Origin of the sequence: Streptomyces sp. NPDC102437 (genome assembly GCF_044765565.1) — a bacterium.
Taxonomy (GTDB): domain Bacteria; phylum Actinomycetota; class Actinomycetes; order Streptomycetales; family Streptomycetaceae; genus Streptomyces.
On the sequence record NZ_JBIWKI010000004.1, the window covers coordinates 50481 to 63680 of the forward strand.

Genomic DNA, 13200 nt, shown 5'->3' on the forward strand with positions numbered 1-13200 from the left:
GGGGCTCCGCCCCCGAACCCCCGCTCCTCAATCGCCGGAGGGGCTTGAGTCGCTCCTCCACGAGGGGCCTGATCCGGGAGCCCCCATGGACCTGGTCATCCGTAACGCCCACGTCGTCGACGGCACCGGCGCCCCCGGCCACCGCGCCGATGTGGCCGTCGCCGACGGCCGGATCGCCGGGATCCACCCCGAGGGCTCCCCCGGCCCGCGCCCCTTTGCCCGCCGCACGCTCGACGCCGACGGGCTCGTCCTCTCGCCCGGCTTCATCGACATGCACGCGCACAGCGATCTCGCGCTGCTCCGCGACCCGGACCACAGCGCCAAGGCCGCGCAGGGCGTCACGCTCGAAGTGCTCGGCCAGGACGGCCTGTCGTACGCCCCGGTCGACGACCGGACGCTCGCCGAGGTCCGCTCCACCATCACCGGCTGGAACGGCGGTGCGCCCGAGGACACGAGCATCGACTTCGACTGGCGCACGGTCGGCGAGTACCTGGACCGGCTGGACCGCAACTTCGACGGCCGGGGCATCGCCGTCAACGCCGCCTACCTCGTCCCGCAGGGCACGGTCCGGATGTACGCGGTGGGCTGGGAGGACCGCCCCGCCACCGATGCCGAACTGACCCGGATGAAGGAACTTGTCGCCCGGGGCATGGCGGAAGGCGCGGTCGGCATGTCCTCCGGTCTCACCTACACCCCGGCATGTACGCGAACGACGCCGAACTCACCGAACTGTGCCGGGTGGTGGCCCAGTACGGCGGCTACTACTGCCCGCACCACCGCTCGTACGGGGCGGGCGCGCTCGGCGCGTACGAGGAGATGGTGCAGCTCACCAGGAACGCGGGCTGCGCCCTTCATCTCGCCCACGCCACCATGAACTTCGGCGTGAACAAGGGCCGGGCTCCCGAGCTGATCGCCCTGCTCGACGACGCCCTGGACGCGGGCGCCGACATCTCCCTCGACACCTACCCGTACACCCCCGGCTCCACGACCCTCGTCGCGACGCTGCCGAGCTGGGCGAGCGAGGGCGGGCCCGAGTCGACGCTCGCCCGCCTCGCCGACGACGCCACGGCGGAACGCATCCGGCACCACCTGGAGGTGCTGGGCTCGGACGGCTGCCACGGCGTGCCGATCGAGTGGGACACCATCGAGATCTCGGGCGTCGGCACCCCCGCCCTCGCCGGCCACGTGGGCCGCACGGTGGCCGAGTCCGCGCGGCTGCGCGGCGAGGCGCCCTGGACGACCGCGCGCCGACTGCTCGTCGAGGACCGGCTCGGCCCGACGATCCTCCAGCACGTGGGCCACGAGGAGAACGTGCGGCAGATCATGCGCCACCGGGTGCACACCGGGGGCAGCGACGGCATCCTCCAGGGCGACAAGCCGCACCCGCGCGCCTACGGCACCTTCCCGCAGTATCTCGGCCGGTACGTAAGGGAGTTGGGCATCCTTTCACTGGAGGAGTGCGTCGCCCACCTCACCTCGCGCCCGGCCCGGCGGCTGCGACTGGCCGACCGGGGGTACGTCCGCGAGGGCTACCGCGCCGACCTGGTGCTCTTCGATCCGGCGACCGTGGCGGCGGGCTCCACGTTCGAGGAGCCGCGCACCCTGCCGGTCGGCATCCCGCACGTACTGATCGACGGCCGCTTCGCCATCGAGAACGGCCGCCGCACCCAGACACTGGCGGGCCGGGCCGTCCGGGGAACAGGGCGCGCCGCCGGGTAGCACGTCCGGCCCCCACTCCCCCGCCCTCGCCCCTCAGCCCCCCGCTCCCCCGCGCTCACTCCCCCGCCTGCTCCTTCGCCCAGGCCAGGTCCTCCTCGGTCGGGGCGTCGTCCTGGGTGAGGCTGCGCCGCCAGTAGCCGCTGAACTGCACGGCCGCCCGGGGCAGCCCGCGCTCCTCGACCAGGTGGCGGCGCAGGGCCCGTACCGCCCCCGCCTCACCGGCCAGCCACGCGGCACCGGTCCCGGCGGGCAGTCGCGCCGCCCGCACCGCGTCCGTCAGTGACCCGCCCCGGTCCCGGTGCACCCAGTGGGCGCTCACCTCGCCGGCCGAGTCGAGCGGCCGCTCCTCCGTCGCGTCGGCGACCTCGGCCCAGACGAGCGCCCGCGCCCCGGCGGGCAGCGACTCCAGCAGGGTGGCGATCGCGGGGAGCGCCGACTCGTCGCCGGCCAGCAGCAGCCAGTCGGCGGCGGGCAGCGGCCGGGCGTACAGCGACGACGGGCCCACCATGCCGAGCACATCGCCCACTCGCGCGTCCCGGCCCCAGCGGGCGGCGGGCCCGTCGTCGCCGTGAAGCACGAAGTCGACCGTCATCACGTCACGTCCGCGGTCGTACGCGCGAACGGTGAAGCTCCGCAGCAGCGGCCGCTCGGACCCCGGGATCGCGAGGTACGCCTCGTACCACCGCATGCCGTACGTGTCGTCGGCCTCCGGCTCCGGCAGCCGGGGCACTCCTTGCCCCTCCCTCGGGAAGCAGAGCTTCATCTGCTGGTCGGGCCGGTCCTCCATGAGCCCCGCCAGCGCGTCCCCGGTGAAGGTGACGCGCGCCGTACGCGGAGTGATCCGCTCCACGCCGACGACCCGTACGTACGACACGGCCAAAGCCTGCCCCATGGCGGTTCCGCCCTCTCCGACTGATAGTTTACGTCGTAAGGAATTACCTGGCGAAGTTACTTTACGACGTAAGGAGTCGCAAGTGGTGGTCTTTGCCGGACAGGGCGACGCCCGCCGTTCGATGTCCCTGCTGTGGCGCGCCGACGGGCCAGAGGAGCAGGGCCGGCGTCCCGGTCCCGGCCGCAGGCCGGGGCTGAGCGTCGACGCGATCGTGACCGCCGCGATCGCCGTCGCGGACGAGGACGGCATGGCCGCGCTGTCGATGCGCGCGGTGGGCGAGCGGCTCGGCCGCACCGCGATGGCCCTCTACACCTACGTCCCCGGCAAGAGCGAGCTGCTGGACCTGATGTACGACGCGGTCCACGCCGAACTGCCCACGGAGTACGAGGAGACCGGCGACTGGCGTGCGGAGCTGACCGCCTGGGCGCGGGACAGGCTCGAATTCCACCTCCGCCACCCCTGGGTGCTCCAGGTCTCCCAGGCCCGCCCGGTGCTCGGCCCGCACGAGTACGCGGGGCTGGACACGCTCGTGCGGCTGCTGAGAGCGACCGGGCTCGAAGCGCACCTGCTGCGGCGGCTGGTCGGCACGCTCTCCCACTTCGTGCGCGGCTGCGCCGGGACGGTCGCCGAGGCGCGGCAGGCCGCGGCGGCGACGGGCGAGCCGGACGAGGAGTGGTGGTTCGCCCGCTCGGCGCTGCTGGGCGAGGTGGCGCCCGACTTCGCGGAGCGCTACCCGAGCCTGGTCGCGATGGAGACCGCTTCCACTCCTCAGCCACCTGCGCCCGCGCCCGGCGAGGAGTCGGTGCCGTACCTGGAGCGCGAGGCGAGGGAGACGTTCGACGTGGGACTCGGGGTGCTGCTCGACGGGGTCGAGGCGGCGATCGGACGCGCGGCGAAGCCGTGAACGCGCGTCGCCGCCGCGGCACCCGGTGGCGGGCCTCGCGGCGGCGACATGACTCACACGGTCACGGCTTGGGCAGGGCACACCCCGCACGGTCGAGGTCGAACTGACTGCCGGCGCCGATGCACGGCACGATGCCGTACGTCTCCTGGGCGTAGTTGATTCCCTCGCGCACCGTCACATTGCCGTTCTCGTCGACCTCGCACGGGTTGTTGTCCGTGCACTCCTGGCCGTCCTCGTTGCCGGTGTTGTTGACGGCGACGACCTTGCCGGTCGCGTTGTCGATCACCGGGGAGCCCGACGTGCCGCCGATGGTCTGACAGGCGGAGGTGTAGCGGACCGAGTCCTTCCAGGTCCACTCCCCTTCCTTGAGGCGGTAGACGAAGCCGTCGACGTTGCAGGCGTACGTGCGCTTCCAGTAGCCGGACACGACGGTGATCGCGGTGCCCTGGACCGGGTGCGCGGTGTTGAGCTCCAGCGCCTTGATGCCGTAGGTGCTCTCGATCTGGGCGTAGGTGCGGGTGAGTTGGTACACCGATATGTCGGTGTCCGTCATCGTCCCGTACGCGATCTTGCTGGCCCGCAGGGTTCCGACGCCGCTGCCCGAGGCGTTCAGCAGGGTGAAGCTGCGGGTGGACGGCTGGCCGAACACGACCTCACCGGGGCCCGGGAATCCGGTCTCCATGCAGTGCCCGTTGGAGAGCACCAGCGCGGGATCGCCCGGCTGGGAGTCCGGGGTGCGGACGACGGAGCCGGAACAGTTGCTGAGCGCCACGGTCCCGGCGAAGTTGACCGCCTTGGGCCTGACCTTCTCCTTCACCGCGGCAGGCGACGACGCGTCGTGGCCGGTTGCAGCGGTTGCGGGCGCGACACCTGCCCCGAGGAGCAGGACAGCGAACAGCGCACCGACGAGAGGCTTCTTCATGTGGGGGTCCCCTCAAGTGACCTGAGCAGGGTCCTGTTGGCCCCCGCCCACCGAAGTCTCCTTCGGATTTGACATGCGCATGTTGGCGCACTGAAGGAGCCCCCACAAGGGGCGGTTTCAAGCCGTCGATCTCAGCCGGTGTCCGGCTCCACCGGGATCCAGAGCTCCGCCTCGCCCCGCGCACCGCCCTCCGAGAGCCGGGCACGCAGGATCTCGGGCCCCGGCCTGCTCCGGTACGGATTGGACGGGAACCACTGGGTGAACACGTCCCGCCACAGGTACTGGAGCGCCTGGGGGAAGGGCCCGGTGTTCTCGAAGACGGCCCAGGCACCGGCCGGGACCACCAGCACATCCAGATCCTCGGGAACATCCCGACTGTCCGTCACCACGCCTTGGTAATAGTCGAGTTCGGTCCCCTCGGCACGACTCCGGTCGAGGTTGTCGCTGACCTGGACGATGCCCTCCGGCTGCTGGTCGGACAGAGCCGCGATGCGTGCCACGGTCTCCTTGTCGATGCCCCGGACGAACTCGGCGATGGCCGGGTTGACCCCCTCGTGCACCAGGGGGACCCGCGCCTTCCTGCCCGCCACCCGGAACTCGTCCTTCGTCACGATCCGGTACTCCATGCTGCTGCTCCCTTCGACCACGAGACGGAAGGACATCCGGGGCTGGGACCGCAGAACCGCACCGGTCCGCCGGGCCTCGCCCGGACCGACACCGTGCATGGCACGGAACGCCCGCGCGAACGCCTCGCCCGAGGAGTAGCCGTGGCGCACGGCGACCTCCAGCAACGTCCGCTCACCGCCGAGCACTTCGGCGCCCGCGAGCGTCAGCCGCCTGCGCCGCACGTACTCCGACAGTGGCATCCCTGCCAGCGCGGAGAACATCCGCCGGAAGTGGTACTCCGACGTCATGGCGATCCGGGCCAGCTCGGCCGCCTCGATCTCCTGGCCGAGACGGCACTCGATGTACTCCATGGCCTGGTTCAGCTCCTCCAGCACCCCGGCCTCCTTCCCTTACGGACACTCACGTTAGGAACCGCGCACCACCGCGGGCCCGACATCCTGTGCCCGGTACGGTCGGGTGGCCGCCCGCGGGGCCGGCGCCCCGTCAGGCCGACGCGCTGGCCCGGCTGCTCGCCGACTGGCCGGTCGCCTGGCGCCCTCGGTGCGCCTGACGGCCTCCCAGCCGGCCGACGGTGACTGCGCGTGGGGGGTTGGTGTCCAACCTCGCCATGCAGGCCGCGGGCAGCGGGCCCCTACGCGGCCTCCGTCGCGGCCGCCTCCCCCGACAGCTGCACCGCCTGGCGCAGGCTCAGGCCCGGCTCGGCCTTGCGGAGCGCCTTGACCGCCGCGACCGCGTCGAGCGGGCCCTGATGGCCGCCCGCCCTGATCCGGCGCCCCGCCCAGCGGCCCCGCAGCTCCGTTTCCGGTACGCCTGCCGCGTCGGCGACCACAGCGAGAGCCCGCTCCAGGCCGGGACGTTCTTCCGCGCCCGCGGTCTCCAGCACCTGCCGGAGCGACGCAGCGATGGCCTCTGCGTCGCGCACCACGACCACGGCCAGATCCTGCTTCCCGTTTCCGATCACGTGGTCATGGTTTCCGGAAAGAGCGGCCCTCTCGCCCGGGTTGAGCCACATCTGAGGTACTGAGGAGGCAACCGGGGTCCCGGGGGCGGCCGGCCGGCCCCACTGCGTACCGTCGGGGTCATGACTTCCGACCGCGACCGCCTGCCCGACCTCGACGCCTACCTCGCCCGCATCGGCTGGACCGGGGAGCGCCGGCCCACCGCCGACGTGCTGCGCTCCGTGCACCGGGCCCATGCGCTGGGCATCCCCTTCGAGAACCTGGACCCGGTCCTCGGCAGCGCGCCCTCGCTGGCACTCGCCGACCTGGAGGCCAAGCTCGTACGCGGTGGGCGCGGTGGGTACTGCTACGAGCAGAACACGCTGCTCGCCGCCGCGCTGACCGCGCTCGGCTTCCGGATCACCCTGCTGTGCGCGCGGGTCGTGGTGGGTGCCGGGCCCGGGGACATCCGGCCGCGCACGCACATGCTGATGCTGGCCGAGGTGCCGGGCGAGGCGGCGCCGTACCTGGCGGATGTCGGCTTCGGCTCGCCCGGCGCACTGCTGGAGCCGATCCCGCTGGTCGCCGGCGCCGAACTGCACGACGCCCCGCGCCGCCACCGGCTCGTGAACACCCCGCACGACGGGCCGCTGGCGCGGTGGGAGCTCCAGGCGTACACCGCCGACGGGGCGTGGGAGTCCCAGTACGCCTTCACGCTGGAACCCTTCGAGGCGCCGGACTACGAGGTGATCAACTGGCACATCGCGACCAACCCGCGCTCCCCGTTCTCGCGCCGCGTGGACGCCCAGCGCACCACCCCGGACACCCACCTCTCACTGACCGGCCGCACCCTCACGGTCACCGCGCTGGACGGCACCCGCGAGGAACGCGAACTCGCGGACGGCGATGAGGTGCTGCGCGTACTGGCGGCCGACTTCGGCATCCTTCTGCCCCCGGGCACCCGGCTGCCGGAGCAGGCGGCGGAAGGGGAAGGGTAGGGGTAAGGGGGACGTCGTGGCGCATCTCACCCGTCCGCGTCCGTCACGCCCGGATTCACCGCATTCGAAGCCCCGCCCCCGGTCCCGCCCGGCGTTCCCACGGTCACGGACGGTGGGCGCATGGCTATGGAAGACGGGGCGGGGCGGGGAAATACCCGGGTGGGGCAACCGGGAGGGAAAGGCCGGGCAGGGTGCGGGGCGCGGTCGTAAGCTCCCAGACATGCAGGTCATCCAGTCCACGAAGCTCGCCAACGTCTGTTACGAAATCCGGGGCCCCGTGCTGGAGGAGGCGATGCGGCTGGAAGCAGCCGGTCACCGCATCCTCAAGCTGAACACCGGCAACCCTGCCGCGTTCGGGTTCGAGTGCCCGCCCGAGATCCTCGAAGACATACTGCGCAACCTCTCCGGGGCGCACGGCTACGGTGACGCGAAGGGGCTGCTGTCCGCGCGGCGGGCGGTGATGCAGCACTACCAGACCAAGGGGATCGACCTCGACGTCGAGGACATCTACCTGGGCAACGGTGTCTCCGAACTGATCCAGATGTCGATGCAGGCGCTGCTCGACGACGGCGACGAGGTCCTCGTACCGGCTCCGGACTATCCGCTGTGGACCGCTTCGGTCTCGCTGGCCGGCGGCACGGCCGTGCACTACCGGTGCGACGAGCAGTCCGACTGGATGCCGGACCTCGCCGACATCGAGCGGCGGATCACCGACCGCACCAAGGCCCTCGTGATCATCAACCCGAACAATCCGACGGGTGCGGTGTACGACGACGAGATGCTGCGCGGGCTGACGGAGATCGCCCGACGCCACAACCTGGTCGTCTGCTCCGACGAGATCTACGACCGGATCCTGTACGACGGTGCGACCCACACCCCGACCGCGACGATCGCGCCCGACCTGATGGTGCTCACCTTCAACGGGCTCTCCAAGAACTACCGGGTGGCCGGCTACCGGTCGGGGTGGCTGGCGGTCTGCGGTCCGAAGGCGCACGCCTCCTCGTACATCGAGGGGCTGACGATCCTCGCCAACATGCGGCTGTGCGCCAACATGCCGTCGCAGCACGCCGTGGCCACCGCGCTGGGCGGCCGGCAGTCGATCGAGGACCTGGTGCTGCCCGGCGGGCGGATCCTGGAGCAGCGCGATGCCGCGTACGACCTGCTGACCCAGATCCCGGGCGTGACCTGCGTGAAGCCCAAGGGGGCGCTGTATCTCTTCCCGCGCCTCGACCCCAAGGTCTACAAGATCAAGGACGACCGGCAGATGGTGCTCGATCTGCTGCGGGCCGAGAAGATCATGGTCGTGCACGGCACCGGGTTCAACTGGCCCGAACCCGATCACTTCCGGGTGGTGACACTGCCGTCGACCGAGGACCTGACGGACGCGGTGACCCGGATCGCGCACTTCCTGGACGGCTACGGCCAGCCGTAGCCGTCCAGCCCTGGGGCCTCCGCCGAGGATCCTGCGGGAGCCGGAAATCGATCGCAGACAACTTTAGACTTAATCCAAGGTAGGATGGTCCCACTGCAACACCAGGAGGCCATCCATGTACGAACCGATCCGCTCCAAATCGGTCCACACACCGGCCGACCACGCCGACGACTTCCCGCACCGTTCCCGTGAGGAAGAGCTGGACATCCAGCTCGCCGGGCACCTGGCCGCGCTCCTCGCGGTCACCGACGAGCTGGGCATCGGCGAGGCGGGCGACCGCATCGCCGTGCAGGTCGCCAGGCTGCGCGGCGCGCCGCCCGCCCGGCACGCCGGCCGCACCGACGCACCCGCACCGGCACTGCACCGCCGCGCCCACGCCCTCGCGGGCCGGGCACTGGTGGTGGCCGCGTCCCGCGCCGACACGGCCGTCGCGATCCTCGCGGCCGAGCGGATGGACGCCCACACCGCGGCGCTCGCCGCCGCCCCCGCCACCTCGACGCGACTGGTCGGCGCCCACTGACGGCCCCGGTCCACGTGCCGTCGAGGCGCGTGGGCCGGGTGCCACCCGATTGCTGCAGACGACCGACCGCGCGCCCCCGGGTCCGGCCCCGGTCAGGCGTTCACGAGTTCCCTCGAACCCAGCTTCTGCCGGGCGAATTCGAGGTTGCCGACCACACGGTCGTGGTGCTCGGGAGGCACCTTGCCACTCTTGAGGAGGCGTTGGCTGCAGCGCTCCGACTCCTCATAGTTTCCGGTCCAGTAAGCGGCTACGGCGAGTTCGTCGAGCGAGCACCAGTCGTACCACTCGAACTCGACGAACAGAATGTCTTCCGGGTACGGGATCTGCGCTGCTTGCTGCGCGAACATGTGCGCAAGTGGCCAGCGCTGGCCGTTCGTGCGGCAGTAGCGCGCGAGTTCACCGAGCGCTTCGGCCCGAGAAGGACGGCTTTCGTGCGCGCGGAGGTAGCGGTCGATCACCTCGGCCGGCGGCCTGCCGAGCTCTACCGCAAGCCGTGCGGCGTAGAGGTGGGAACAGAAGACTTCCTCTGCGAAGCCGCCCATGCCTGCCCTGCGGTCGTAGGCGGCGAGTGACCTCTTCGGCTCTCCGGCATCCCGCCAGCTCTGGGCGAGGTAGAAGACGTAGCGGGAGTTGTCGGGTTCCTTGATCAGACCCTGTTGAAGGACCTTGGCGTCGCGCAGGTACTTCTTCCGCGTTCCTTCGCCTCTCAGGCGTGCGCCGCCGCCCACCGAGAGGATGTTGGCGCCTTTGAATGTCCCGAGACTGTACGGCGTTCCGCAGTCGATGTACTCGTGCAGGACGCCGACATAGCGCCAGGGCAACCGGGTCGAGACCAGAGCGGGGCGCCAGTGGGTGATGGGTCCGTCGTGCAGTGCGACTCGGTAGGCGTCGTGGGTCAGCTCCGGCATGCGGAAGCCGGGCTCCACCTCCATCTCGTCGTCGGCGTCGATGAACAGCAGATAGTCCGCTTCGGCGCGCGCCAGGTCGATCGCCTCGCTGCGGCTGCCGTCGTATCCCTTCCAAGGACTTTCGTGCAGGGCGCCAGGCAGATCACTGAAGACGTCACGGATGACGTCCTGGGTGCCGTCGGTCGATCCCGTGTCCAGGATGACCCACGTGTCGATCAAAGGGCGCACGGATTCGAGGCAGCGTCTGATGACCGGGGCCTCGTTCTTGACGATCATGTTCAGGCAGACCGTTGATTTCACGGGTCACCTCCAACTCGGTGAGACAGGAAGACCGGCGACGCGATGTCAGCTCGGACGCTTGAGCAGTACGAAGCCCTGTTCATTACTCACGGTGAGATACCCCTGTGCCCGCGCAGCGCCCAGGGCCTGCTGTTCCTGAAGGGTGTTCAGCGGCCACCGCTGACTGAACGGCACCTTGGTGTCCACCATGATCCACTGAGGATTGGGACGGCTGTCGGGCCAGCCGTAGAGGCTGGCACTCGTACGGTTCGTGAGCTGGGGCACGAGCTCATTGGATGCCTGCACCGTGGCGCCGTCAGGGATCCGGTCCATCAGACGGTGGGCGACAGCGATGCGGGGATCTTCCCGCCAGGTGGCCGGCTGGACCAGCTGCCAGAACGGATACTGGGGAAGGACCAGGAGTGTGATCGCAGCGGAGCCGGCGAGGTATCGGCGCAGGCTGCTCCTGCTCGGGTTCCGTCGGATCAAGGCGTCGATGAAGGCGGCGAAGACGATCGGCATCAGAGAGAGCGAATAGTGGTAGACGGTGCCCCAGTGGGTGCTGAGCTCTGAGGCAGCCCGCCACATCAGGGTCGGCACCGCGATCCACATCAACGGGGACCGCAGGGCCAGGAACAGGGTCGGGGCCAGCACGAGCAGGAGCGTCGTGATCTTGGCCTCGGGGGTGATGAGACCGATCGTGCTCTTGTACAGCAGATGCGTCAGCCCGCCCTCACTGCCTTCCGAGCCGTTCAGGAAGCCCCAGTAGTCGTAGGACCCGCTCGGGCTGAAGGCCGGCAGAATGACCGTCGTCGCCAGCAGTGCCCCGGCCAGGCCGACTGCGGCGGTTGTGATCCCGAGCTTGCGGTCGCCACGCCAGGCGACGACGAGGCCGATCACGACCACGGTGAGCCCGAGGTCCTCCTTCACCAGTAGCAGGGGCAGAGCCCAGCAAACGGCGGCACGCATCCGGCCCGTCGCGAGAGCGGTGAGTGAGCACGCGAGAAGGGGGACGGCGAAGGCCCATTCATGGAAGTCGGAGCCGACCCCGCTCGCGAGACCCCAGGAGAGGCCGTAACAGACCCCGATGACCGCGGCGGCGCGGGAGCCCAGCTCTCGGCGCGCCCAGAAAGTCAGGGGCAGAACGCTCGCGGCGATCAGCGCCGCCTGCACCACGAGCAGGGCCATCGCCGAAGGCCACAGCCAGTAGACAGGTACCACCAGGATCAGAATGGGAGAGAAGTGGTCTCCCAGGATGGGAAAGTCCGGCCCCTTGACCTCGGAGACGGGCAGGTGCCCGTGCGCGTAGGAGCGGACGACCTGTTCGAAGATCCCCAGGTCGAAACTGTGGGAGAGCATGCGCTGATGGATACGCAGCGACAACGTCGCGTACGTGAAGAACAGCGCTCCCGCCAGGGCCCAGATCCACCACGGGCTGTCGGAGCGGCTCCGCCGAGGCGGCTCGACCACCGGCCCTTCGTCCACAGTTGATTTTTGTTGCACCGGGAGCGTGGCACTGTCGGTGGGTGGGGCTTGCATGACTTATTCCTTCCGGAAATCTGACCCTGAGGACCTCAAGATGCCAGCAGCCTTCAAGGCCTGGCCCTGAGCCGCCATGTGCGCGCGCAGGTTACTCCGAATAGCGGCACACCTGGGGCGTGGTGGAGTCACCCGCGCTTCTGGCGAGGGGCATTGACCGGTGCCTGTCGCACCGTTACCGACTTGACGACGACAGCCTTCTTCGGTCTTCCGTCGGTGGATCCGCCCTGCGTCCCGTTCTTGGCGATCTCCTTCAGTACGTCCAATCCACTCAGGACTTTCCCAAAGGGAGTCCACTCGGACGACATGGGGACATCAGGATCGGCATAACTGATGAAGAACTGACTGCCGTTCCTGCCGGGAGCCGCCTTGGACATCGCCAAGGTGCCGGCCGAATATTCGGCTCCGTCCAGATTTTCATCCTGGAAGAAATATCCCGGATCTGCCGCACCCTTCCCCTCGGGGTCACCGCAGTCCAATACGTAAACCCCACGGGTCGTGACGCGGTGACACGCGCTGCCGTCGTAGTACCCCTTCCGCGCCAAGAAGGAGAAGGAGTTGGTGGTGCAGGGCGCCTTGTCGGTCAGGGCCTCAAAGGTGACGGTTCCCCGGTTGGTCTCGATTTCTGCCGTGTATGGCCGAGCAGCGGCCGATGCATCGAAAGTGGGAACTCCAACGGGCTTTGCACCACCGGTGAGATTGTATGAGCAAGCGACCGGCGGCTTCGCGTCGACGCTGTATCCCGTGAGGGAGACCGCCGCCCACGTCAGCCCTGAACACGTCGCGGTTACGGCGAGCGCGACCGTCGCCACCTTGGTAACGCGTTTCCTGGCCCTGGTGAAGAAATTCATCTTTCCTTGAAAATCCCTGACGGACATTCGAGCCTCGTTTTGGCAAGTGGGGGCTGATAAAGCACGCAGAGCGTATCCATCCGTCCGCACTTCGACTGCATCGACACTCACGCGGAACTGAAACCACTACGGGGCCGAATGGCCCAACTCTTCGGGGCCCACTCCCTTTCGACCCCCTTCTTCATTCTGCCGATCGCCTGAACTTCTGGTGCGCCTGGCCCACTTTCTTGCGTATGCACCCGAGTGTTGCGTCAGAGGCTCTGCATGCCTCGTCGAGACCACTCCATTCGGTTCCCCAAGGAGCAAACTCATGAGTCCTGAGAACAGGACCCCCTCCCGTCTTGGCCCGGTGCCCCGCGGTCGCAGGTGGCTGGCCAGCGGTGCGATGGCAACTCTGAGCCTCGTCATGCTGGGCTTCTCCAGCCCCACGATGGCAGCGGCCCAGAACGGCTTCTCTCCGAGCGAGATGAACCGGCCTGTGCTTATGGGCGGTGACAAGTGCGAGAACAAGAAGGACAAGCGCGACAGGGACGAGTGCTGCGACAACCACAAGAACAAGCACGACAGGGACAAGTGCAAGGAGGAGAAGGGCAAGCGCGGGCCCACCGGGCCTACCGGGCCGACGGGGCCGAAGGGGCCGACCGGCGCCACGGGCGCCACCGGCGCCACGG

General features: G+C 69.5%; 11 protein-coding genes and 2 pseudogenes. 6 read left to right on the plus strand and 7 right to left on the minus strand.

All coding sequences use genetic code 11. The features are described from left to right. The first annotated feature begins 85 nt into the window (after window positions 1–85). Window positions 86–1719, plus strand: a pseudogene (locus ACIRJP_RS06910) (amidohydrolase family protein). A gap of 55 nt (window positions 1720–1774) precedes the next feature. Here the strand turns inward: ACIRJP_RS06910 and ACIRJP_RS06915 are convergent. Beyond that, window positions 1775–2611, minus strand: a complete 837-nt coding sequence (locus ACIRJP_RS06915) for a siderophore-interacting protein (RefSeq protein WP_404169119.1) — start codon at window positions 2609–2611, stop codon at window positions 1775–1777. 82 nt (window positions 2612–2693) lie between these two features. Here ACIRJP_RS06915 and ACIRJP_RS06920 point away from each other — a divergent pair, with 82 nt between their 5' ends. Next, window positions 2694–3515: a TetR/AcrR family transcriptional regulator C-terminal domain-containing protein gene (locus ACIRJP_RS06920; RefSeq protein WP_404169122.1), complete on the plus strand. Its 822-nt coding sequence runs from the start codon at window positions 2694–2696 to the stop codon at window positions 3513–3515. A gap of 61 nt (window positions 3516–3576) precedes the next feature. On the opposite strand, the gene ACIRJP_RS06925 is transcribed toward ACIRJP_RS06920, so the two are convergent. The 3 genes from ACIRJP_RS06925 to ACIRJP_RS06935 form a co-directional block, all read right to left on the minus strand. Beyond that, window positions 3577–4437, minus strand: coding sequence for a serine protease (locus ACIRJP_RS06925; protein WP_383719942.1), 861 nt, complete (start codon window positions 4435–4437; stop codon window positions 3577–3579). A gap of 131 nt (window positions 4438–4568) precedes the next feature. Further along, a complete protein-coding gene (locus ACIRJP_RS06930; RefSeq protein WP_404169125.1) occupies window positions 4569–5438 on the minus strand; it encodes a GyrI-like domain-containing protein in 870 nt (289 codons plus the stop codon). 257 nt (window positions 5439–5695) lie between these two features. After that, window positions 5696–6025, minus strand: coding sequence for a hypothetical protein (locus ACIRJP_RS06935; RefSeq protein WP_404169128.1), 330 nt, complete (start codon window positions 6023–6025; stop codon window positions 5696–5698). Window positions 6026–6145: 120 nt separating this feature from the next. Here ACIRJP_RS06935 and ACIRJP_RS06940 point away from each other — a divergent pair, with 120 nt between their 5' ends. From ACIRJP_RS06940 to ACIRJP_RS06950, 3 genes are all read left to right on the plus strand, one after another. Continuing rightward, window positions 6146–7000, plus strand: coding sequence for an arylamine N-acetyltransferase (locus ACIRJP_RS06940; protein ID WP_404169131.1), 855 nt, complete (start codon window positions 6146–6148; stop codon window positions 6998–7000). A gap of 220 nt (window positions 7001–7220) precedes the next feature. Next, window positions 7221–8432 carry a pyridoxal phosphate-dependent aminotransferase gene (locus tag ACIRJP_RS06945; RefSeq protein ID WP_404169134.1) on the plus strand — a complete coding sequence of 404 codons (1212 nt, stop codon included), beginning with the start codon at window positions 7221–7223 and terminating at the stop codon, window positions 8430–8432. A gap of 115 nt (window positions 8433–8547) precedes the next feature. Next, a complete protein-coding gene (locus tag ACIRJP_RS06950) occupies window positions 8548–8952 on the plus strand; it encodes a hypothetical protein (protein WP_404169137.1) in 405 nt (134 codons plus the stop codon). 92 nt (window positions 8953–9044) lie between these two features. On the opposite strand, the gene ACIRJP_RS06955 is transcribed toward ACIRJP_RS06950, so the two are convergent. The 3 genes from ACIRJP_RS06955 to ACIRJP_RS06965 form a co-directional block, all read right to left on the minus strand. After that, on the minus strand, window positions 9045–10160 hold the full coding sequence (locus ACIRJP_RS06955) for a glycosyltransferase (RefSeq protein ID WP_404169140.1): 1116 nt from the start codon (window positions 10158–10160) through the stop codon (window positions 9045–9047). A 45-nt stretch (window positions 10161–10205) separates the two neighbouring features. Continuing rightward, window positions 10206–11678 (minus strand): DUF2079 domain-containing protein, encoded by a 1473-nt coding sequence (locus ACIRJP_RS06960; RefSeq protein ID WP_404169142.1) that lies wholly within the window; start codon window positions 11676–11678, stop codon window positions 10206–10208. A gap of 128 nt (window positions 11679–11806) precedes the next feature. After that, the gene (locus ACIRJP_RS06965) at window positions 11807–12529 is read right to left on the minus strand and encodes a peptidylprolyl isomerase (RefSeq protein WP_404169145.1); all 723 of its coding nucleotides are present in this window, start codon (window positions 12527–12529) and stop codon (window positions 11807–11809) included. A 385-nt stretch (window positions 12530–12914) separates the two neighbouring features. Between ACIRJP_RS06965 and ACIRJP_RS06970 the strand changes: the two are divergent. Beyond that, window positions 12915–13200 (plus strand): annotated as a pseudogene (locus tag ACIRJP_RS06970) (hypothetical protein); the annotation flags it as partial.

What these genes read in the sequence shown, in the direction of transcription:
- ACIRJP_RS06965 (WP_404169145.1), bottom strand. Translation starts at nt 12,529, where the DNA reads ATGAATTTCTTCACCAGGGCCAGGAAACGCGTTACCAAGGTGGCGACG.
- ACIRJP_RS06950 (WP_404169137.1), top strand. Translation starts at nt 8,548, where the DNA reads ATGTACGAACCGATCCGCTCCAAATCGGTCCACACACCGGCCGACCAC.
- ACIRJP_RS06940 (WP_404169131.1), top strand. Translation starts at nt 6,146, where the DNA reads ATGACTTCCGACCGCGACCGCCTGCCCGACCTCGACGCCTACCTCGCC.
- ACIRJP_RS06960 (WP_404169142.1), bottom strand. Translation starts at nt 11,678, where the DNA reads ATGCAAGCCCCACCCACCGACAGTGCCACGCTCCCGGTGCAACAAAAA.
- ACIRJP_RS06915 (WP_404169119.1), bottom strand. Translation starts at nt 2,611, where the DNA reads ATGGGGCAGGCTTTGGCCGTGTCGTACGTACGGGTCGTCGGCGTGGAG.
- ACIRJP_RS06945 (WP_404169134.1), top strand. Translation starts at nt 7,221, where the DNA reads ATGCAGGTCATCCAGTCCACGAAGCTCGCCAACGTCTGTTACGAAATC.
- ACIRJP_RS06925 (WP_383719942.1), bottom strand. Translation starts at nt 4,437, where the DNA reads ATGAAGAAGCCTCTCGTCGGTGCGCTGTTCGCTGTCCTGCTCCTCGGG.